Here is a 21,015-nt window from a genome sequence, read left to right on the forward strand (position 1 = left end):
CGTCCTACCTACCTAAACTCAGCTGCGGGTGAACTTGGTGACCGAGGAGTCCTTGGCGACCGCCTGGGACGCCGCCTCCATGCGCTGGCAGAACTTCGCCGCGTCGCCGCCCTTGAACATCAGGTCGTTGACGGCGGCGCGCGACTCGTCGTCGAGCTTCTTGTACCAGGTGTCGAACAGGTAGCCCATGAAGACGTCCTTGCCGGCCTTGCCGAGCAGGTCGTTCGCGCTGGTCAGGCCGGGCGAGATGGTCTGGCCGTCCGCGGCGCCCGCCACCACCGTAAGCGACTTGGTGAGCTTGGTGAAGCCCAGCGCCGCCTCCTTGGAGAGCATGCCGCGGATGAACTCCTTGCCGCCCTGCGGGTTCTTGCCGTGGGCCGCCGCGAAGTAGATCTCGCCGGCCGCCGCGTTGATCGCGGTCGCCGGGAGCTGGTCCGAGGTGGTCACGCTCGGGTACGCGGCCACCGCGTACTGGAAGGTGGGCGGGGTGTCCTTCGACTGCTCGTTCTCGAGCCACGAGCCGCACGGGTAGAACGCCAGCTTGTCCTGGTCCTGCTGGAGCTGGACCTCGGTGTGCCGCAGACCCAGGTAGGTCTTGTTGATGTACTTGTTGCCGATCTCGCCCCAGGCCTGGGCGGCCTTCATGATCGGGTCGGCGGTCCACGCGCCGGGCTTCAGGTTGTCGATGTCCTTCAGCGCCTGCTCGGTGCCGATCTTGGCGGCGCTGGTGAGCAGGGCACGGACCATGTAGTACGACGCGTTGGCGCCCGCGTAACCGAACGGCGTGAGGCCGGCGCCCTTGATCGTGTCGCACAGGGCGGTGAAGTCGGCCCAGGTGGTCGGGATCTTCCAGCCCTTGGTGTCGAAGAGCTTCTTGTTGTACCAGAGGCCGAAGACGGTGAACGAGTAGTTCATCGCGAACGGCTTGCCGTCGTACGTGCCCTGCTCGACGGCGCCCGGCACCAGCGTCTCGGCCACGGTCTTGCCGGCCACGTCCCAGGACGGCGCCGCGAACAGGTCGGTCAGGTCGGCGGCCTGGCCGGCCTTCACGATCGCACCGAAGTCCATCAGGTTCGAGCCCGAGTTGTTGATCATGTCGGGCGGGCTGCCGGCGTTGATCCGGGGCTGCACGACCGTCGAGATCTGCTCGGTGTTCGAGTAGGTGATCTTGGCGTCCGGCCACTTCTTGTTGAACAGCGGGATGTCAACGTCGGTGGCGTACGCCGTGCCCAGGCCGCCGTTGAAGATGATGATCTCGACGCCCGCCTTGGGGTCGATACCCAGCGGGTTGTCCGCGGACTTGGTGCCGGTCGACTGCTTGGTGCTGTTGTCGTTGCCACCGCCGACGCAGGCGCTCAGCATGCCCACCGCGGGGGTGGCCATCAGACCGACGGCTGCCGCCCGACGCAGCAGCGTACGGCGATCGACCTCGGCCTTGAATATCTCGGTCACAGCATCTCCTCAGTGCTTGTGCTCATCTGTTGGGGGAGCGGATCAGCCCTTCACAGCACCGGCGGTGAGACCGGTGGCGATATTGCGTTGGATGATCAAGAAGAAGACCACCACCGGGATCGAGGTGATGATCGCACCGGCCATGAGGGGACCCCAGGCGGTACCGCGGGTGGTCTGGTTCTGCAGCAGCCAGGCCATCAGGTTCTGCTTGGCCGGGCTGTTCAGGGTGTTGATGATGATGAATTCGTTCCAGGCCTGGATGAATCCGTACACACTGGTCGCGACCAGGCCGGGGCCGGTCAGCGGCAGGATGATCCGCCAGAACACCTGGCCACGGGTGCAGCCGTCGATCAGCGCGGCCTCGTCCAGCTCGCGGGGAATCCCGGAGATGAAGCCGCGCAGCGTCCACACCGTATAGGGCAAGATCAGGACCAAGTAGGTGATACTCACACCGATCAGACTGTCGGTCAAGGACACCCGCTGCAGCATCAGGAAGAGCGGGATCAGCAGCGCGATGAACGGCACCAACTGCACGGCGAGGATCACCAGGATGATCCCCTTCCGGCCGAAGAACTTGAACCGGGCGATCGCCAGCGCCGCCAGGAAGCCGACCACCAGCGCGCCGGCCACCGCCATCAGCGTGACGACCAGTCCGTTGAGCATGTCCTGCAGGAAGTACTGCGCCTTGAAGGCCGACAGGAAGTTGTCGAAGGTCGGGTGGGTCGGCACGAACGTCGGCGTCAGCGCCAGCACCTCGGTCGGCGGTTTGAACGCGGTGTTCAGCACCCAGTAGACCGGGAACAGCATGAACAGCGAGAAGATCACGCCGATCGTGTTGGCCGCGATCGTGCCGGCCCGGCTGCGGCCGACCGTCATCACGCCGTCGTCGACCCGCCGGCGCGGCCGCGCGGCCGGCGCGGCCGCGGTGGTGGCGACCATCAGTCCACCTCCCCGATCTTGAACATCTGCCGGATGTAGAACGCCATCACGCCGAGCATCAGCAGCACGGTGATCACCGAGATGGCCGAGCCCAGGCTGTACCGGGACTGCCCGAACGCCTGCGTGTACGAGTAGGTCGCGAGCGTCTGGTACTCCGGCTCCGGGTGGCCGTCGCGCAGCGCCCAGTTCTGCGTGAACAGGCCGAAGTCCCAGATCACCGACAGCGTCGTCACGATCGTCAGCAGCGGCTTCAGGATCGGCAGGATGATGTTGCGTAGCGCCTGCCAGAACGTCGCGCCGTCCACCGTGGCCGCCTCGATGAGCTCCTTCGGCACCTGGGTGAGCCCGGCGTTCAGGGTGATCGCGAGGAACGGGATGCCGGCCCAGACCACCAGCGTGGTGATCACCGACCAGCCCTGCCACGGGTTCACGAACCAGCTGTGGTTCTGGTAGTGCACGCCGGGCAGCATGTCGAGCAGGTAGTTGAGGACACCGAAGTCGGAATCGGTGATCCAGCGGAAGGCCTGCGCCGCGACCAGCTGCGGCATCGCCCAGACGAACATCATCGCGACGATCATGAGCATGCGTACGCCGTGGGCGACCCGGCGCATCAGCAGCGCGATCGCGAGCCCGATCACGACGGAGATGATCACCGCGACGGCCGTGAAAGCGACCGTGCGGCCCACCACGGTCCAGAAGACCGAGTCGCTCAGGACCCTGGTGTAGTTGTCGAGGCCGACCCACGGGGGCGTACGGCCGCTGATCAGCTCGCGCAGCCGCATGTTCTGGAAGGACAGCACGACCATCCGCACCAGCGGATAGCCGAGCAGCCCGGCGAGCAGGAGCAGCGTGGGGACGGAGAGGAGCCAGGGCAGGCCCGACCCCTGACGGCGGCGGCGCGTCCGGGTCGCGCGACCGGAAGCACGGTGCGGTGTGGACCCGCCCGTCCGGCGGGTCGCCGGGGTTTCGACGACGGACATCAACGTTCCTTTGCCGTTCTGCTGCCGCCCGCCTCCAGGCGGGCGGCAGCATGGGGATCAGTTGTCGTTGAGCGTGGTGTTGATCTGGTCGTCGGCCCACTTGGCGCCGTCGGCCACGGACTTCTTGCCGGTCAGGATGTCGCTGAGCATCGTCTGCAGGATGTTGCCCTTCTCGACGTCCGCCCACTTCTCCGCGTTCGGGGTGAACCAGGTGCTCTTCGCGGCGAGCGCGGCCGGCGCGATGGTCGGGTTGTCCGCGGCGGCCTTGTCCAGCAGCGCGGTCGAGTTCGGCAGCGCGTTCGCCTTAACCAGGCCGGCCATCGAGGTGCTGTCCGTGAAGTACTTGATCCACTGAGCGGCCAGCTGCTTGTTCTGGCTCTTCGCGGTGACGCCGAGGTTCGAGCCGCCGAGGAAGGACGGGATCTCGGGCATCGGCGCGGCGGCCAGCTTGCCCTTGACCTTGGTGTCGACCAGCTTGGAGTTCGGGTCGTTCGGGTCCTTCTTGACCTGCTCGGCCGCGCCCTGCTCCCAGGCGTTGCCGTAGAACATGCCCGCCTCGCCCTGGGCGAAGATGCCGGCCTGGTCGTTCTCGTTCTTGGTCGGGTCGGCCTTCGAGTACTTCTTGGCCATGTCGACCCACTTCTGCAGGCCCGCGACCGAGGAAGGCTGGGAGAGCTGGCCGACCCACTTCTGGCCGTCCTGCTTGGCGATGTCGCCGCCGGACGCCTTGACCCAGGACATCGCCGCGTACCAGTACTGGCCCGGCATGTAGACGGCACCGAACTTGGCATCCGACTTCTGCGTGGCCTGCAGCTTGTCGGCGTCGGACAGGAACTCGTCGTAGGTCTTCGGGGCCGCGGCGATGCCGGCCTTCTTGAACAGGTCGGTGCGGTAGATCAGCACCCGGGCGCCGGCGTAGTAGGGCACGCAGTACGTCTTGCCCTCGAAGTCACACGCGCCCTTGAGGCCCTGCAGCCAGGTGCCCGAGTTCTCGTAGTCGGCCGGGTTGATGGCCGCGAACGCCTGGGAGAACACGTACTTGGGGAATTCGGTGTTGCCGAGCTCGATCACATCCGGTACGTCGTTGCCGGCCAGCGTGGCGTCGAGCTTGGTGAGGTGGTTGGCCCACTCCTGGTACTCGACGTTGACCTGCGCGCCGGTGGCGGCGGTGAACCGCTGGGACGCGTCGTCGACGACGCCCTTCCAGCCGCTCTGCGCGTCGATCATCAGCCAGACCTTGAGGGTCTTGCCCTTGCCGTCGACGGCGCCGGAAGCGGAGGTGGTGGGGGAGTTATCGGTCTTGGAGCCGCAGGCAGCGGCGCCCAGCAGCGTTGCGGCGATGGCCGCCGCCGCCACGATCTTGCGCTTCACGCTTCCTCCAGAGGGGGAGTCATCTATCGCTATGGGGGTGGGAATCAGTCGTGTCGTGTTCCGTCCTTGGCCGCCTTGTGGCCATGGACGGCTTGAGCGGTGCGTTGGAAGGCCGCGTGCGAACGTTCGTGGGTTCGCTGCGCGACCGCGACGTAGAGCAGATCCAGCACGACCAGCTGCGGATGCCGAGCACTGAGCGCATCCGGCCGGAACGTCGTCGCCTGGGTCGCCGTGAGCAACACGATGTCGGCGAGCTCGGCGAGGGGTGAGCGGGGAAAACTGGTCAGGGCGACAGTGGTCGCGCCCCGGCTGCTCGCCTCGGCGAGCAGCTCGATGGTCTCGCCGGTCTCGCCCGAGTGCGAGACGCCGAGCGCGACGTCGCCGGGGCGGGACAGCGCGGCGCTGGCCAGCCCGTTGTGCACGTCCGTCCAGGCCCACACCGGCACGCCGATCCGATGCAGGCTGAACTGCATCTCCTCGCCGACCAGCGCGCTCCCGCTGGCGCCGAAGATGTTGACCCGGCGCGCCGCCGCGATCGCCGTCGCGGCCCGCTCCACCTCGGCGAGGTCGAGCAGCGCGGCGGTGTCGTGCATCGCCCGGGTGTCGGCCGCCATGATCTGGCCGAGGACCCGCTCGAGCGGATCGTTCGGCTGGATCTCGCGGCCGATGTCCACCGTCCAGCCGGCCGAGCGCGCCCGTCCCGTCTCGGCCGCGATCCCGAGCCGCAGGTCGGCGTATCCGTCGAAGCCGAGCGCGCGGCAGAACCGGGTGACGGTCGCCGGTGAGGTGCCGCTGCGCTCGGCGAGCTCGACGATGGTGGCGCGGGAAGCCGCCGCCGGGTCGGTGAGGACCTGCTCGGCCACTCGCCGGAGCGCGCCGGTGAATTCCGGCAGCAGCGAGCGGACGCGCAGGAGAACGCCGTCCGACGGCTGACCCTGATCGGCGACCAGGGAGTCGACGACCGCGGTCGGCGCGGCGCCGTCCATCTCTGGCTCGCTCATCGGCCACCCTTTCAGGAAGGACTGTTTACTGTCGCGGTAAAAGTTCTTACTAAATGGCCCCTCGTGTCAAGACCGTGGGCGAAGTTTTCAAACCGTTACCTGACCTGGGCCGATGAACGCGGGCCGCTTGACGGCCATCAATCCGGAAATGTTCTTTACGACGTGACCACAGTCACATGGGCGGTTTTATACCACTCTGTCATCGCACTTTCGGCCCATGGTCCGGTGCGCGTCAGGGCCGTGCGGAATCGACCGTGCGGGTGAAGTTCCGAACGGTTCGTAACATGATCAAAAGATTTACCGTACGCGTGGGGACGTCCCCGCCGATGCTGTCCGTCCCCGGTTCAGCGGGCCGCCCGGCGTGCCCTCGCGCTGGTCACCCGGCCGCCGGGCCGTGCCGCCCGGGCGCCGGAAACCCGGTCAGGCGGATTCGCGGATCGCGGCGGCGAACGCCTCGGAGCGGTGCTCGAAGTTGCGGTAGCGGCCGTAGCTCGGGGCCGCCGGGGACAGCAGGACCACGCCGCCGTCCGGGGTCATCTTTCGCGCGAGACGCACGGCGGCCGGCAGATCCGCGGCGACCTCCGTGACCACCCCGGACAGCCCGGCCAGCTCCTCGACGATCCGCGGGCCGGAGTCGGGGATGCCGATCACGGTGAGTTCCCGATCGGCGAGGAACTCGCGTAGCGGAGCGTAGTCGAGCCCGCGATCGGTGCCGCCGAGGAGCACGGTGAGCGGCCGGCCCGCGTACGCCTCGATCGCGTGCATCGCCGAGTAGGGACTCGTCGAGAGCGTATCGTCGACGAAGGTCAGCCCGGACGGGTCGGCGATCTCGGCGAGCCGGTGCGGCAGCCCCTCGAACGACTCGACGGCGGCCCGCAACTCGTCCTTCATCCCGGGCACGTCCACGCCCAGGCCGTCCAGCACGGCCAGCGCCACGCACAGGTTGCGGCCGTTGTGCGCGCCCTTGAGGTGCAGCGCCTCCCGGTGGAACAGCGGCTCGTCCGAGCAGTGCACCCACTCGTCCTCGACCCGGAACCGGGAGTCGTCGGCGCCGGCCGGGATCGGCGGGAACCCGTTCAGGTCGCAGATGCCCCGGATCTCGTCGCGCAGCCGCAGGTCGGCGCCGTTCACCACGATCATCTCGGGGCCGTGCCGGAGCAGGTTGAGCTTGTCCCGGTAGTACTCCCGCTCGCCGCCGTGCGCGTCGAGGTGCTCGGGGAACAGCGCGGTCACCACCGCGACCCGCGGCGAGTCGGCCAGGTCGGCGCACTGGTAGCTGGACAGCTCCAGCACATACTGGGCGGCCGGCGGCAGGTCGAGCAGCGGTACGCCGATGTTGCCGCCGAAGACGTTGGGCCGGCCGACCGCGGTCAGCAGGTGACTGATCAGGCTCGAGGTGGTGCTCTTGCCCTTGCTGCCGGTGACGCCGATCGTTCGCGCTGCGTTATCTGCCATCCAGAGGGCGCTACCGCCGGTGACCGTGACACCGCGCTCGCGCAGCTCCTTCATCCACGGGTGCGTCTGCGGCACGCCGGGCGAGCGGACCACCACGTCGGCGGTCACCAGAGCGGGGAAGGCGTGATCTCCGCCGGCCAGCGGCGCCTTCGCGGCGAGCTCGCCCTCCCACGGGATGGAGAGGAAGTTGGCGCTGTCGTCGACCGCGATCAGCCGCGACGGCCGGTGCGGCGCGATCGCCAGGACCGCGGCCCGGCCCTCCCGCCCGGTCCCCCACACCGCCACGGACCAGCCGTTCAGGTCTGCCAGGCGCACGTCGCAACCTCCTCGTCGAGTCGAACTAGTATTGCCGGTCGACAGAAAGACAGGAGATTCCGGGTGCGGTTCGACGTCATGCGCTTTCCCTCGTACGCGTTCGACCCGCAGACCGGCGTCGCCACGTTCGACTACCTGCTCGACGGCCCGGACCCCCTGTCGTTCACCGAGACGATCACCTTCCCGGTCGCCGACCGGCCGGTGCCGGAGGCCTTTCACCGGGTGCTCGACCTGCTGCACGTGGTGGCCGGGGTCAGCTACTACAAGGTCGGCGCGCCGGCCCGGGTGGTGGCGCCCGCCGCGGTCCCCCGGGCCGCAGCTGACTTCTTCACCGCGGTCTACACGGACGGAATGGCCGAGTACGCGTACCGCAACCACCTCGCGCACGTCCTGGAGCTGACCGTCGAGGTGCCCGGCACGAGCGAGCCCGCCGCCCCGGTGGACAATTCGCACGGCCGTCCGCTCTCCGCGGTCGGCGGCGGCAAGGACTCGATCGTCACGCTGGAGATCCTGCGCGACGCCGGGCTCGCCCCGGTCCCCTTCTCGGTCAACCCGAACCCGGTGATCAAGGCGGTGAACGCGGCCTCCGGCCTGCCCGCACTGGCCGCCCGGCGTCAACTCGACCCGAGCCTGTTCGAGCTCAACAGGTCGGGCGCCGCGCTCAACGGCCACATCCCGGTCACCGCCATCAACTCGCTGATCGCGATCGCCACCGCGGCCTGGCACGGGCTCGGCCCGGTCGTGATGTCCAACGAGCGCTCGGCGAGCGACCCCAACCTGACCTGGAACGGCCACGAGATCAACCACCAGTGGTCGAAGGGGCTGGCCGCCGAGGGCCTGCTCCGGCAGGCGGTCATCGCGCACAGCGGGCTGACCGAGCCGTACTTCTCGCTCCTGCGGTCGTTGTCGGAGCTGCACATCGCTCAGCTGTTCGCCCGGCACGACGCCTACGACGACGTGGTGACCAGCTGCAACAAGGCGTTCAAGCTGCACGACCCGGCCGTCCGGTGGTGCGGCGACTGCCCGAAGTGCCGGTTCGTCTACCTGGCGATGGCGCCGGCGATGGACCGGGCCCGGCTCAACCACATCTTCGGCCACGACCTGTTCGCCGACCCGGCCCAGGTGCCCGGCTTCCTCGAGCTGCTCGGGATCGACGCGCACAAGCCGTTCGAGTGCGTCGGCGAGGTCGAGGAGTCGCTGGTGGCGCTCTCGATGCTGACCGACGACGCGCCGGTGCTGGTCGCGCTGCGGGCCGCGGTGCCGGCAACGGCCTGGGCCGAGGCGTCGCGGGATGACGTGCTGACGCCGGGCGGGCGGACGTACCTGCCCGAGGCGTACGCGAAGATCCTGGATGCCGCGCTGGCATGAGCGGCGAGATCTACGTCGGCAGCGCCGATCGGGACGCGCCGAAGGAGCGCGGCTGGCTGGTCGGCTACTTCCAGCCCGGCGACGACCCGCGGCACAGCCCCGAGGTCGAGGTCAAGTGGGGGCGGCACCCGGCCGGCGACCGGCGCGCCGAGTGGGTGCGCGGCGAGGACCGTACGGCCATCCTGTTCCTGATCAGCGGCCGGTTCACGCTGGAGTTCCCGGATCGCCGGGTCACCCTGGCCCGGCCGGGCGATTACGTGCTCTGGGGCAAGGGCGTCGACCACTCGTGGCACGCCGAGGAGGAGTCGCTCGTCCTCACCGTCCGGTGGCCGTCGCTCCCGGGGTACGCCACGCCGCTCCCCTGACCTACTCCGGGGCGTCGTGCCTACTCCGGGGCGTCGTGGTGGATGCGCTCCGGGTGCACGCCGAGCAGGTGCAGGGCGGCACTGGTGGCGGCCAGCATGAGCGGCGGCCCGGCCAGGTAGACCTCGTGCCGGGACCACTCGCCGTAGGCGGCGACCGCGTCGGTGACCAGGCCGGACGCGTACGGCCCCGGATCGCCCTCGGACACCACCGGCACCACGGTGGCCCGTTTCGCGAGCCGCGCGATCTCGGCGATCTCGTCGATGTCGTAGAGCTCGGCGAGGTCGCGCACGCCCCAGAACAGCACGGCCGACCGCCCGTCCCCGGTGTCGGCCAGCTCGGTCAGCAGCGCCTTGAGCGGCGCCACCCCGGTGTCCCCGGCGATCATCAGCAGGTTGCGGCCGGGCCCCTCGGGCAGCCCCATCTCCCCCTCGGCGCGCCCGATCCGCACCTCGTCGCCGACCACCGTGTGGTGCACCAGCGTGCCGCTCACCCCGGTCTCGGTCTTCGCCCGCACGTGCAGCTCGACCAGGTCGTCCCGCCGCGGCGCGCCGGCCAGCGAATACGGCCGCCAGATCCCCGGCAGGCGGTTGACCTCGATCCGCGCGTACTGCCCCGGCCGGAACGGCATCGGAAGGTACGGCCGCAGCCGGATCACCGCCAGATCGGGCCGGCGCAGCTCGTGCGAGACGACCACGGCGGTCCAGCTGACCGGTTCGTCCTGGTCGGTGACCTGCATCCACTCGTACACGTGCTGCCAGGTCGACCGCCAGGCCAGCTCGAACTCCTGCCGCCACTCCCCCGCCGGCGACCCGGCCCGCAAGGCCTCGGCCAGCGCCGCCCCGACGAATTGCAGTCCCCGCGGCGGCACGCCACACGCCGCGAGCGCCGCCCCGAGCCGCGCGCTCCCACCCACCAGCAGCGGCGGCTGATCAAGGTGATCGACCAGCCAGACCAACCCCGCGGCCAGCTTGGCGGTCTGCGTGGCGGCGTCCCCCGGCAGCGCCGCGACCACCTCGGGCCGCGCGGTGTGCAGGGCCAGCCGCAGCCGACCGGCCACCGCGGTACCGCCGCCGGCGAAGTCCAGGCTCTCCCGCAGCAGCCCCTGAGTCTGCCGCAGCAGCGCATCGTCGGCCGGGTCCATGCCGTCGACCGCGGGCGCCCGCCCGGGCGCCGCCGCCGTCACTCCCTCGAAGCGCGGCGGTCGCGGTTGACTGCCAGACCTTTGCGGTACGCCGGGAGCCTGTCCCTCCACGTCGGGATCGCCCGACGCCCACCGGGGCCGCCCGATCAGCCCGCCCACGGCCGCCGCACTCACCTCCGACGCGCCCCCAGCCCGCCCGGCCACACCCTCACCAAGCCGCCCGGCCGCACCCTCACCAAGCCGCCCGGCCGCACCCTCACCAAGCCGCCCGGCCGCACCCTCACCAAGCCGCCCGGCCGCACCCGCGCCAGGCCGCCCGGTCTCGCCCTCGCCTGAACGGAGCCGACCCTCGCCGCCCTCACCTGGACGGAGCCGACCCTCGGCGGACCGGGCGGGCCGACCCTCGCCGTGGCGGTCGTCTGGTTCGTCGCGCAGTGGCCCATCCGGCGACCGCAGCACCGATGCCCGATCGAAGAACGACCCGACGGCAGGCACCTCAGCGGCAGCCGCCTCGCCCGCGACGGAAATTTCGCCCGCCGAGCCTATTTCGGAAATGTCGGTCTCGTCTGGGTCGTCCGTCGGCGTTTCCGGCAACCGGCTCGACGCCCAATCGGGCCGCACCGAGCCGGCTTCCCACTCCGGATTCGGCTCCTCGGCAGGCTCCGTTTCCGCGCGCGGTCCGCGGCCGGCCAGATCCTCCGGGCGGGTCAGGGCCGCGGCCGTGTCGGCGGCGCCGGCCTCCGCCGCGTCGGGCGCGGCCTGCCGCAGGCGGATGGCTCGGAGCAGCGCCAACAGGTGCTGGTCCGCCCCCGAACCCGAGCTCGATCCGGACGACAACAGCCACACCCCCGCTCGGCGGTCACGTGAACAGTACAACCGTACTGCCGCCCGGAGCCCTCCGTCTCCCTACCCGCGACGAGGGCTACGCCACGAAATTCAGCGGGCGAGGGCGGCCAGCGCGGCCCGGGTCTGGCCGTCCGGGTCGGCGCCGAGCGGGCGGAGCACGACCGTCCCGGCGCCCGCCCGGTGCAGGGCCTCGACCTGAGCCGGGAGTACCGACGCCGGGCCGAACATGCCGAACACCTCGGACGGCTCGACGCCCAGCCACGCCGCCTGGCCCGCGACCACCTCGCGCGCCGCCTCGGCCGCCCGGTCCCGGTCGTCGTCGACGCGCAGGAACGCGAAGACGATCAGCTCGTGGCCGGGGCGGTCGCCCGCCGCGCGGCCGCGGTCGATGTGGGTCAGCGCGGCGGCCACCTGGGCCGGGCCGGCCCCCTCGGCCAGGATCGTCCCGTCGGCGACCCGGCCGGAGAGCTCCAGCGAGCGGGGCCGCACCACGCCGGTGACGATCGGCGGCACCACCGCGGCCGGGTGCACGAGCCGCAGCCCGTCGACCGTGACCTCGCGGCCGTGCAGCACGACCTCGTCGCCGGCGAGCAGGCCGCGCACCGCGACGATCGTCTCCTCGAGCATCGCCAGCTTGCCGGCGTGTTCCGCGCCGACCTGGCGCATCCATTCCGGTACGCCGTGGCCGACGCCCGCCACCAGCCGTCCGGGGTGCACCCGCGCGAGGTTGCCCACCTCCATCGCGAGCAGGGCCGCGTTCCGCAGGGCGACCGGCGCGATGCCCAGCCCGACCCGCAGCCGCCGGGTGCCGGCCAGGGCGAGCGCCGCGGCGCTGATCGAGCCGGTCCAGCCGAGGTCCTCGACCACCCACAGGTCGTCCGCGCCCCGCTCGTCGAGCAGCGCCGCGTACCCGGGCAACTCCTCGGGCGGCCGCCCCCGGTCGAACATGAAACCGATCCGGGGCCCCGTGCGATCTTCGCTCACGCCCTCACCCTAGACGTTGACAGCGGCGAGATCATGGCGCGGCGGTCCGACGTTTTCTTCCGCCATTCCTTCGTACGCGTAGAGGTCAACCTTGAACGTGGATGCCCGCATCCAGCAGTCCGTCCTGTCCAACCTGTCCAGCCGCCCGGCGCCGATCGAGTCCGGGCCGTTCGTGATCGGTTTCGATCCGAGCACCCCGAATCCCGGGATCAACTACGCCACCCCTCGTCCGGGCGCGGCGATCTCGGCCGCCGACGTGACGGCCCTGGTGCGCGCCGTCGAGATCGCCAACCGCCAACCCCGTCTCGAGTACGTGACCAGCAGCGCCCCCGGCCTGGAGGCGCTGCTGGTGGCGGCCGGCTTCACCGTCGAGGCCCGGCACGAGTACCTGACCTGCCGCCCGGACACCCTGGCGCCCCCGCCGGCGCCGGCCGGCTTCGCCCTGCGGGAGCCGGCGGACGACGCCGAGCGGCTCGCCATGGTCACCGCCCAGCACGAGGCCTTCGGCGGCCCCGCACCGCGCGACGCCGACGTCGAGCGCATGTCCCGCCTGCAGTCCCGGGGCGGCGTTGCGGTGATGGCCGTGGCCGGCGACGACGGCACCTGCGCCGGCGGCGGCCAGGCGGTCCCGCCGCACGACGGGGTCAGCGAGGTGGCCGGCATCGCCATCCGCCCGGAGTACCGCCGTCGGGGCCTCGCGTCGGCGGTGACGGCCACGGTGACCACCCACCTGTTCGAGGCCGGCACCGAGATCGCCTGGCTGGAGGCGTCCGGCACCGACTCCCGCCGCATCTACGAACGAATCGGCTACCGCACGACCGGCAACCGCCTCTACATCTCCCACCCGTGACGGCCCGTGACAGCCCGTGACAGCCCGTGACAGCCCGTGACAGCCCGTGACAGCCCGTGACAGCCCGTGACAGCCCGTGACAGCCCGTGACAGCCCGTGACGGCGCCCCGGCCGGGGGCGCCGCCTCGGCGGGCGGCGGCGGGCTCAGCCATGCAGGACAGCCCGGCGGCCACGCACGGAGGGTGAGCTGCAACCAGCCGCGCGGAAGAGGCGGGACTTGTCCTCGCCGTACGGTCAAGTGGTTTTGATGGGTAAATGACTGATTCGGCAAGTTCGGGCGGCTCGGTGGGGTTCGTGAAGGTGCGGAGGCGGGTCATGCCGAGGCGGGTCATGACCGCGTGCGAGCGGGTGTTGCCGATCGCGGCGATGGCCAGGACCTCGGGGAGCGCCAGCGTGTCGAAGGCGAAGTCGAGCACGGCCCGGGCGGCCTCGGTGGCGTAGCCTCGGCCCCAATGCGCGCGAGCCAGGCGCCAGCCCATCTCGACGCCGGAGACGGGGATGTCGTCCTCGGTCGGGTCGAGGCCGGCCATGCCGATGAGTTCGCCGGTGGCGGCCAGTTCGAGGGCCCACCAGCCCCAGCCCCGGGTGGCCAGGTCGGACTGGAAACGGTCCAAAACAGCGTCGGACTCCGCCCTGGTCAGGGGATGGTCGAAGAACTCGCGGACCTCGGGGTCGGCGTTGAGCGCGGCCCAGGCGGGACGGTCGGCGTCGCGCCACTGACGCAGCCGGAGGCGTGTGGTGGTCAACTCTGTTGTCATGATGCGGCTCATTGTTGTCGCAGGGCGCATATAGGCTGCCACCATGTCCGACGAGGAGCAGCAGGAGCAGGCCGAGCAGCCGGAGGAGTTTCTCAACCGGGCCGCTCGCCGGGCGGCCAAACACAAGAAGCACGCGCATGGCGTGGCCACCGCGCAGGCGTCCGACCAGCAGCATGGGCGCGGGGCGGTGCCCACGCGCAAGTCGTTCGGTAATCGCCGCACCGGGGGCTGACCGGCCCCATCGCCCGCCGCCCGTCGTTGTGCCCCAGGGCCTGTGTCGAAGAAGGGGCCGGAGCGCGGCGAGGTCCAGGCGTCGTCCGGGTGCGCGCCGCGGGCGCCCGAATACCGGGGTGGTATTCGGGTGTTCGCGGCGTGCGCCCAGGCGGCGGCTGGACCACGCCGCAGCCCGACTCCTACTTCGACACAGGCCCTGCGCTCGGCACAATGGCGGGATGGTTCTGCTTCGGGTGGAGGGCGCGGATGATCCGCGGATCGGGGATTATCGCGCGCTGACCGACCTGGAGCTGCGCACCAAATGGGAGCCGCCGAACGGGTTGTTCATCGCCGAGGGTGAGCTGGTCATCCGCCGGGCGCTGCGCGCGGGGTACCGGCTGCGCTCGGTGCTGGTCGACGAGAAGCGGGCCGACCAGTTCGCCGACCTGCCGGCGGATGCGGTGGTCTACGCCGCCACGCCCGAGGTCCTCGAGTCGATCACCGGGTTTCACGTGCATCGCGGGGTGCTGGCCTCGTTCCACCGGCGGGAGCTGCCGTCGCTCGCGGAGTTGCTGGCCGGCGCCCGGCGGCTCGCGGTGCTCGAAGGGCTGAATACGCACACCAATCTCGGGGCGCTGTTCCGCAGCGCGGCCGCGCTCGGCATCGACGCGGTGGTGCTGTCGCCCACCTGCGCGGACCCGCTCTATCGGCGCGCGGTGCGGGTGAGCATGGGTGCGGTGTTCGCGATCCCGTACGTGAAGGTCGAGGACTGGCCCGGGGCGCTCAAGACGATCTCGGCGGCCGGGTTCCGGCTGCTCGCGCTGACCCCGGCCGACGACGCCGTGCCGCTGCCGGAGCTGACCGCGGCCGACCGGGCGCGGCCGGCCCTGATGCTGGGGGCCGAGGGGCCGGGGCTGACCCGGGCGGCGCTGGCGGCCAGCGACGTCCGGGTGGTGATTCCGATGCAGAGCGGGGTCGATTCGCTCAATGTGGCCACGGCCGCGGCCATCGCCTTTTGGGAACTCTGCCGTTCACCGTCGGCCGGCTGACCACTAGGGCCTAGTCTTTCAAAGTCGAAATTCAGGGCTTCTCGCGAGGCCCGGCGATCGATACCCTGTCTCCGGAAAAACGAACAGTGACCCGGGATGTGGGTAAATGCAGGAAAAATCCGCTATGGCGCGTGTGCTGCCATGGCTTCCCCCGATCCTGGCCGTCGCCGCTCTCGTGGCTTTCACCATCGTCACGATTGTTCGCCTCACGCCGGCGCAGACCCAGACCTTGCCGCCGCCCGAGCCGGCATTCACCCTGCCGGGTGGTACTTCGGGGCCGCAGGGGCCGGTCAGTCTGGTCCCGACCCTCCCGTCGAGCGCGCCACCGATCGACCCGGCGAACCCGGACCCGAAGCCGACCAGCCGGACCATTCCCGTGGTGGTCAACCCGCCGCGGACCACCGCGCCGCCGAACGACCCGCCGCCGAACGACCCGCCGCCGAACAACCCGCCCCGGACCACCCCGCCGCGGACCACCGAGCCTCCCCGCCCGGTCGCCGTCAGCGGGCACTACGACGTGGTCAATTCCTACAGCGACAACTTCATCGGCGAGGTGCGGCTCACCAACCTCACCGGCGCCGGGCAGAACTGGGCCGTCACGCTGACGTATCCGGGGAACCTGCGGACGTCCTGGCTGGAGGGGCTGCCGCAGCCCACCATGGTCCGGCGCGGGAACACCTACACCTGGACCTCGTCGGTGCCGCTCGCTCCCGGCTCCAGCGCCCAGATGCGCTTCCAGTTCGACAAGGTCAACGGCTCCGAGACCCCGAGCGGGTGCTCGGTCAACGGAGCCTCCTGCTCGTGAGATGGCGGGTGGCCGGGGGCGTGGGCCGGCCACCCGCCGAACCCCTATCCCTTGACCGGGATGGACTGCGACTGCAGGGTCTTGATGGTGCTCGCCTGCGCGTCGGTCAGCGCCTTGAGCAGCGTCCCGGTGCCCGACGCCGCCGCCTTGAAGCCGTCGCCCGCGTCGGCGTACGTCTGGGTCATCGTCGGCCCCCAGGTGAAGTCCGGCTTGACCTGGGCGGACGCCGCCGCGAAGACGTCGTAGATCTTCTGGTTGCCGTAGAACGGGACGCCCTCGCTCAGCGCCGGCAGGGAAGTGCCCGCCTTGGCCGCCGGGTACAGGGCGGCGGCCTTGTTCAGCGCCGTCAGCGCCTCGCTCGAGGTGTTCAGCCACAGCGCGAACTTCGCCGCCTCGTACGGGTGCTTGCTGCCCTTGAAGACCGCGGTCGACGAGCCGCCCCAGTCACCGGCCGCCTGCTCGCCGGCCGTCCACTGCGGCATCGGCGCGACCGCCCACTTGCCCGAGGTCTTCGGCGCGCCGGACGAGATCGTGTTCGCGCCCCACACCGCGGACACCCAGGTCCAGTCCTTGCTCGTGTTGTACGCGTTGTTCCACTCGTCGGTCCACGGCGGCACCGCCGAGACCAGCTTCTTGTCGATCAGGTCCTGCCAGTACGCGGCGACCTTGCTGCTCGCCGGGTCGGTCAGATTGACGGTCCAGTTCGTCCCGTCGTTGGTGAACCAGTGCGCGCCGGCCTGCCAGGCGAACCCGGCGAACTGGTTGGGGTCGCCGGTGGAGAAGTTGGTGATGTAGCCGCCGGCCGCCTTCACCTTGACCGCCGCGTCGGCGTACTCCTGCCAGGTGGTCGGCACCTTGATGCCGTTCTTCTCGAACAGGTCCTTGCGGTAGAACATCGCCATCGGCCCGGCGTCCTGCGGGATCGCGTAGACGTGCCCCTGCTCGCCGAAGCTGACCTGGTTCCAGGTCCAGTCCACGAACTGGTCCTTGGCCGCGGTCACCTCGGAGCAGGAGCCGAGGTCGGTGAGGCCGTCCTGGACCCGGAAGCTGGGCAGCGCGTCGTACTCGATCTGGCCGAGGTCGGGCGCGTTGCCGGCCTTGAGCTGGTTGAAGAAGTTCTGGTACGTGCCGCCGTTGCCGTTCGGCCCGGTCTGCACCTTGACCTGGATGTTCGGGTTGGCCTGGTTCCAGATGTCGACGACCTTCTGGATGTCCGGCACCCAGGAGGTGAAGGTCAGCGTCACCGGCCCGCTGGCCGGCGCGCAGCTGGCCGCGGCCGTGGTCGAGGAACCGCCGGCGGAAGAGGAGGAGGAATTCGAGGAACAAGCGGTGATCGAGAGGGTGGATAAAAGCAGGACCGCGAGCGTACGCCGCATGTCAACTCCTGACTTCACTTGAGGGAACCCGCGCCCAGGCCACTGCGCCAGAAACGCTGGAGGGAAAGGAAAGCGATGAGCATCGGCGCGAGCGACAAACAGGCGCCGACGAGGACCAGGCCGCGCAGTTCCGGGCGCTGGTCCACCTGTGAGTTCCAGGTGTAGAGGCCGAGCGTGACCGGGAACAGCTTCTGGTTGCCGAGCATGATCAGCGGCAACAGGAAGTTGTTCCAGACGGCCACGAAATGGAAGAGGAAAATCGTCACCAGGGCCGGCGCCATCAGGCGTACGGAAAGGGTGAAGAATGAGCGCACCTCGCCGGCGCCGTCGATGCGGGCCGCCTCGAGCAGTTCGTCCGGAACGGAGGACGTGGCGTAGATGCGCGCCAGGTAGACCCCGAAGGGGTTGACCAGGCTGGGCAGGAAGACCGCCCAGAACGTGTTGGCCGCGTGCGCCTGGCTGAACAGCAGGAACAGCGGCAGCGCGAGCGCGGTGGCCGGGACGAGCACCCCGCCGAGCACGATGTTGAAGAGCGTCTCCCGGCCCGGGAAGCGGTATTTGGCCAGCGCGTATCCGCACATGGCGGCCAGCAGCGTGCCGATCGCGGCGGCGCCGACGGTGTAGGCGATGCTGTTCGCCAGCCAGCGCAGGAAGATCCCGTCCTGGTAGGTGAGCACCGCGTGGAGGTTCGAGCCGAGCTGGAAGTGGTCGAACCAGAGCCCCACGCCGCGGCCGCCCGGCTTGGTGGCGCCCACGAACAGCCACCAGAGCGGGGTGAGGAAGTAGACGGTGCAGACGGCCATGACCAGCATGGCGGCGGCACGCCGGGTAAGCACGGTCATTGGACGCCTTTGCGCTGGGTGAACTTGAGGAACGAGAAGGAGAGGACGAACGTGGCCAGCGCGAGCACCACCGAGAACGCCGCGGCCAGGTGGAAGTTCGGCACCGACGAGGTCGCGTAGACGGTCAGGTTCGGCGTGTAGGTGCTGGACACCGCGGACGAGAAGCTGCGGAAGACCTGCGGTTCGGCCAGCAGCTGCAGGGTGCCGATGATCGAGAAGACGGTGGTGAGCACGATCGCCGGCAGCACCATCGGGATCTTGATGGACCAGGCGATCCGGAAGTACCCGGCGCCGTCGATCCGGGCCGCCTCGTAGATCTCCGGCGGGATCGCGAGCAGCGCGGCATAGATGATCAGCATGTTGTAGCCGACGTACACCCAGGTCACGACGTTGGCGATGGACCAGAGGACGAGGTCGGCGCCGAGCAGGTGGACGTGCGCGGTGAACGCGGTGAACGGCGACAGGTTCGGCGAGTACAGGTAGCCCCACATGATCGCGGCGACCACGCCCGGCACCGCGTACGGCAGGAAGAACGCGAGCCGGAAGAACCGCTTGCCGCGGACCAGGCCGGAGTCGAGCAGCAGCGCCAGGATCAGCGCCAGCCCGAGCATGACCGGCACCTGCACGATGCCGAACAGCTGCACCCGCTCGACCGACTGCCAGAACGGCGAGTCGCTGAAGACCCGGCGGTACTGCACCAGGCCGCCGAAGACGTCGTGCGCCGGGCCGAAGGTGCCGGTGCGTTTGACCTGGTAGAGCGACTGGACCACGGCGTACCCGATGGGCACGAGGTAGAACAGCGCGAACAGCGCCGCGAATGGCGTGATGAAAAAGCCGACGGCGGCCAGGTGCCGGCTTCCGCTGCGTGATCCCCTCACGGCCGTTCCCCTTGTTCTTCGTCCAGCACGCGTACGCCTCCCGGCAGCACCCGCACGCAGCCGTCCGCCCGTTCCCCGCTGATCAGGTCGGTACCGGTGGCCGGGTATTCGATCTCGTGGGCCCCGTGGTTGAGCAGGAACAGATACGACTTGCCTGATTTATGTCGACGAACTACCTCGAGGCCGCCGGGATGGCCGGTGGTCACGCCGGCCGCCTCGCCCAAGACTCTTTGTAGCGCCGTTTTGTCCAGATTTGTTGCGACATACCAGGCGGTGCCCGCGCCGAACCGATTGCGGGTGATCGCGGGGACGCCGGGCAGCGGGCCGTCCACGTACGAGGCCTTGGCCTGGGCCGTCGTCGTGCGGAGGCGCTCGGTCCACAGCGTGGCCGTGCCGCCGTCGTCGAGGGTGACCGTGGTCGCCGGCAGCAGCGGGAAGAACTCCTCGCCGCTGACCCCGAGCAGTTCCCGGAACGCGCCCGGGTAGCCGCCGAGGCGGATCCGGTCGTCCTGGTCGGCGATCCCGCTGAAGAACGTGACCAGCACGGTCCCGCCCCGCTCGACGAACGTCTCGATCCGCGCGGCCTGCTCGTCGCTCACCAGGTAAAGGCAGGGCACCACCACGAAGCGGTACCGGTCGAGGTCACCGTCCGGACTCACCACGTCGGCGGTCACGCCCAGTTCGCGCAGTCCCCCGTACGCGGCGTGCACCTGGGCGAGGTAGTCGACCGCGGTCGACGGCCGGCCCTCCTGCTCGGCGGCCCACCACGACTCCCAGCTGAACAGCACCGCGGCGTCGGCCTCGACCGTCGAGCCGGCCACCTCGGCCAGCCGGCCCAGCGCGCCGGACAGCTCCAGCACCTCGCGCCACTGCTCGGTGTCGGCGCCGGCGTGCGGCAGCAGCGCCGAGTGGAACTTCTCGCTGCCCTGGGTCGAGGCGCGCCACTGGAAGAAGCAGATCGTGTCGGCGCCGCGGGCCACGTGGGTGAGCGTGTTGCGCAGCATCTCCCCCGGCTGTTTCGCCAGGTTGTGCGGCTGCCAGCTGACCGCGCCGGTGGACTGCTCCATCAGGATCCACGGCTTGCCGCCGGCCAGGCCCCGGGTCAGGTCGGCGGCGAAGCTCAGCTCGGCGGCCGGGTCGCCGAGGCGGTGGTCGAGGTAGTGGTCGTTGGCGATCACGTCCATCGCCGGCGCCCACCGCCAGTAGTCCAGGTCGCGGATGTGCGCGGTGACCATGAAGTTCGTGGTGACCGGCACGGTGCTGTGCCCGCGGAGGACCGCGGCCTCGGCGTGGTACCAGCCGAGCAGCTCGTCGGAGGAGAACCGGCGGAAGTCGAGCATCTGCGCGGGGTTGCGGAGCGAGAGCGCGGCCCGGGGCGGGAGGATCTCGTCCCAGTCGCCGTAGCGCTGACTCCAGAACGACGTACCCCAGCTGGTGTTGAGATTGTCGATGGTCTGGTAGCGAGCGCGCAGCCAGCGGCGGAACGCGCTCGCCGACTCGTCGCAGTAGCAGAGCGCGTTGTGGCAGCCCAGCTCGTTGGAGACGTGCCAGAGCGCGATCGCCGGGTGGGCGCCGTAGCGCTGGGCCACCTGCTCGACCAGCCGCAGGGCGTACGAACGGAAGACCGGCGAGCTCGGGCACCAGCCCTGCCGGCCGCCCGGGTAGCGGCGGGTGCCGTCGGCGGCCATCGGCAGCAGCTCCGGGTGGCGGGTGGCCAGCCACGGCGGCGGCGAGGCGGTCCCGGTGCCGAGATTGACCCGGATGCCGTTCTCGTGCAGCAGCTCGACGATCGCGTCCAGGTTCTTGAAGTCGTACTCGCCCGGGCGCGGCTCGGTCTCGGACCAGCCGAACACGTTGATCGCGGCCAGGGTGATCCCGGCCTCCCGCATCAGCGCGACGTCCTCGGCCCACACCTCGGCCGGCCACTGCTCCGGGTTGTAATCGCAGCCCAGCGTGATCAACGGATCTCCCTCGCCGTGTGTGCACGTGCACATGTGTGAACGTGCACACACTAAGAGCGGGGTGT

Annotated in this window: 20 protein-coding genes; 7 read left to right on the forward strand and 13 right to left on the reverse strand. The window is 70.2% G+C overall.

Translation table 11 applies throughout. The features are described 5' to 3' along the window. Positions 1 to 18: 18 nt before the first annotated feature. From ngcE to murD, 6 genes are all read right to left on the reverse strand, one after another. Entirely contained in the window at positions 19 to 1,452 is a 1,434-nt protein-coding gene (gene ngcE, locus IH26_RS0128140; RefSeq protein WP_030439253.1) for an N-acetylglucosamine/diacetylchitobiose ABC transporter substrate-binding protein, read from the reverse strand. A gap of 42 nt (positions 1,453 to 1,494) precedes the next feature. After that, positions 1,495 to 2,391: a carbohydrate ABC transporter permease gene (locus IH26_RS0128145; RefSeq protein ID WP_030439254.1), complete on the reverse strand. Its 897-nt coding sequence runs from the start codon at positions 2,389 to 2,391 to the stop codon at positions 1,495 to 1,497. Then, a complete protein-coding gene (locus tag IH26_RS0128150; RefSeq protein ID WP_030439255.1) occupies positions 2,391 to 3,371 on the reverse strand; it encodes a carbohydrate ABC transporter permease in 981 nt (326 codons plus the stop codon). Before IH26_RS0128150 ends, IH26_RS0128145 begins: the two co-directional genes overlap by 1 nt. Before the next feature lie 57 nt (positions 3,372 to 3,428). Beyond that, on the reverse strand, positions 3,429 to 4,742 hold the full coding sequence (locus tag IH26_RS0128155) for an extracellular solute-binding protein (RefSeq protein WP_030439256.1): 1,314 nt from the start codon (positions 4,740 to 4,742) through the stop codon (positions 3,429 to 3,431). 44 nt (positions 4,743 to 4,786) lie between these two features. Then, positions 4,787 to 5,743, reverse strand: a complete 957-nt coding sequence (locus IH26_RS0128160) for a MurR/RpiR family transcriptional regulator (RefSeq protein WP_030439257.1) — start codon at positions 5,741 to 5,743, stop codon at positions 4,787 to 4,789. A gap of 420 nt (positions 5,744 to 6,163) precedes the next feature. Continuing rightward, a complete protein-coding gene (gene murD / locus IH26_RS0128165; protein ID WP_030439258.1) occupies positions 6,164 to 7,513 on the reverse strand; it encodes a UDP-N-acetylmuramoyl-L-alanine--D-glutamate ligase in 1,350 nt (449 codons plus the stop codon). A 78-nt stretch (positions 7,514 to 7,591) separates the two neighbouring features. Here murD and IH26_RS0128170 point away from each other — a divergent pair, with 78 nt between their 5' ends. Together IH26_RS0128170 and IH26_RS0128175 are read left to right on the forward strand one after the other, a co-directional pair. Then, positions 7,592 to 8,881, forward strand: a complete 1,290-nt coding sequence (locus IH26_RS0128170; RefSeq protein ID WP_051808673.1) for a MurL-like N-terminal domain-containing — start codon at positions 7,592 to 7,594, stop codon at positions 8,879 to 8,881. Beyond that, complete coding sequence (locus IH26_RS0128175) at positions 8,878 to 9,246, forward strand: cupin domain-containing protein (RefSeq protein ID WP_030439260.1); 369 nt, start codon at positions 8,878 to 8,880, stop codon at positions 9,244 to 9,246. The genes IH26_RS0128170 and IH26_RS0128175 overlap by 4 nt, the downstream gene beginning before the upstream one ends. A gap of 20 nt (positions 9,247 to 9,266) precedes the next feature. On the opposite strand, the gene IH26_RS63180 is transcribed toward IH26_RS0128175, so the two are convergent. After that, entirely contained in the window at positions 9,267 to 10,430 is a 1,164-nt protein-coding gene (locus IH26_RS63180) for a globin (RefSeq protein ID WP_063763758.1), read from the reverse strand. Between the two features lie 24 nt (positions 10,431 to 10,454). On the opposite strand from IH26_RS63180, the gene IH26_RS63185 reads away from it, so the two are divergent. Then, positions 10,455 to 10,724, forward strand: a complete 270-nt coding sequence (locus tag IH26_RS63185; protein ID WP_245665570.1) for a hypothetical protein — start codon at positions 10,455 to 10,457, stop codon at positions 10,722 to 10,724. A gap of 600 nt (positions 10,725 to 11,324) precedes the next feature. On the opposite strand, the gene IH26_RS0128185 is transcribed toward IH26_RS63185, so the two are convergent. Then, positions 11,325 to 12,218: an LLM class flavin-dependent oxidoreductase gene (locus tag IH26_RS0128185; RefSeq protein ID WP_245665572.1), complete on the reverse strand. Its 894-nt coding sequence runs from the start codon at positions 12,216 to 12,218 to the stop codon at positions 11,325 to 11,327. Between the two features lie 97 nt (positions 12,219 to 12,315). On the opposite strand from IH26_RS0128185, the gene IH26_RS0128190 reads away from it, so the two are divergent. After that, entirely contained in the window at positions 12,316 to 13,068 is a 753-nt protein-coding gene (locus IH26_RS0128190) for a GNAT family N-acetyltransferase (RefSeq protein WP_030439263.1), read from the forward strand. Here IH26_RS0128190 and IH26_RS0128195 read toward each other — a convergent pair. Continuing rightward, positions 13,050 to 13,871, reverse strand: a complete 822-nt coding sequence (locus IH26_RS0128195; RefSeq protein WP_245665574.1) for a GNAT family N-acetyltransferase — start codon at positions 13,869 to 13,871, stop codon at positions 13,050 to 13,052. The genes IH26_RS0128190 and IH26_RS0128195 overlap by 19 nt on opposite strands. Here IH26_RS0128195 and IH26_RS0128200 point away from each other — a divergent pair. The 3 genes from IH26_RS0128200 (at position 13,870) to IH26_RS0128210 (ending at position 15,893) form a co-directional block, all read left to right on the forward strand. Continuing rightward, positions 13,870 to 14,058: a hypothetical protein gene (locus tag IH26_RS0128200; RefSeq protein WP_030439265.1), complete on the forward strand. Its 189-nt coding sequence runs from the start codon at positions 13,870 to 13,872 to the stop codon at positions 14,056 to 14,058. The two genes, IH26_RS0128195 and IH26_RS0128200, sit on opposite strands and share 2 nt — an antisense overlap. Positions 14,059 to 14,278: 220 nt before the next feature. After that, on the forward strand, positions 14,279 to 15,088 hold the full coding sequence (locus IH26_RS0128205) for a TrmH family RNA methyltransferase (protein ID WP_030439266.1): 810 nt from the start codon (positions 14,279 to 14,281) through the stop codon (positions 15,086 to 15,088). Positions 15,089 to 15,212: 124 nt separating this feature from the next. Next, positions 15,213 to 15,893: a cellulose binding domain-containing protein gene (locus IH26_RS0128210; RefSeq protein ID WP_030439267.1), complete on the forward strand. Its 681-nt coding sequence runs from the start codon at positions 15,213 to 15,215 to the stop codon at positions 15,891 to 15,893. 44 nt (positions 15,894 to 15,937) lie between these two features. Here IH26_RS0128210 and IH26_RS0128215 read toward each other — a convergent pair whose 3' ends face one another. Genes IH26_RS0128215 through IH26_RS0128230 form a run of 4 tightly spaced genes read right to left on the reverse strand, consistent with a single transcriptional unit; the run spans position 15,938 to position 20,983 of the window. Further along, entirely contained in the window at positions 15,938 to 17,269 is a 1,332-nt protein-coding gene (locus IH26_RS0128215) for an ABC transporter substrate-binding protein (RefSeq protein ID WP_030439268.1), read from the reverse strand. Between the two features lie 14 nt (positions 17,270 to 17,283). Continuing rightward, positions 17,284 to 18,111: a carbohydrate ABC transporter permease gene (locus tag IH26_RS0128220; protein ID WP_030439269.1), complete on the reverse strand. Its 828-nt coding sequence runs from the start codon at positions 18,109 to 18,111 to the stop codon at positions 17,284 to 17,286. Next, on the reverse strand, positions 18,108 to 18,989 hold the full coding sequence (locus IH26_RS0128225; RefSeq protein WP_030439270.1) for a carbohydrate ABC transporter permease: 882 nt from the start codon (positions 18,987 to 18,989) through the stop codon (positions 18,108 to 18,110). The genes IH26_RS0128220 and IH26_RS0128225 overlap by 4 nt, the downstream gene beginning before the upstream one ends. After that, positions 18,986 to 20,983 (reverse strand): beta-galactosidase, encoded by a 1,998-nt coding sequence (locus IH26_RS0128230; protein WP_051808596.1) that lies wholly within the window; start codon positions 20,981 to 20,983, stop codon positions 18,986 to 18,988. The genes IH26_RS0128225 and IH26_RS0128230 overlap by 4 nt, the downstream gene beginning before the upstream one ends. Positions 20,984 to 21,015: the final 32 nt, after the last annotated feature.

Origin of the sequence: Actinoplanes subtropicus, assembly GCF_000721705.1 — a bacterium.
Classification (GTDB): domain Bacteria; phylum Actinomycetota; class Actinomycetes; order Mycobacteriales; family Micromonosporaceae; genus Actinoplanes; species Actinoplanes subtropicus.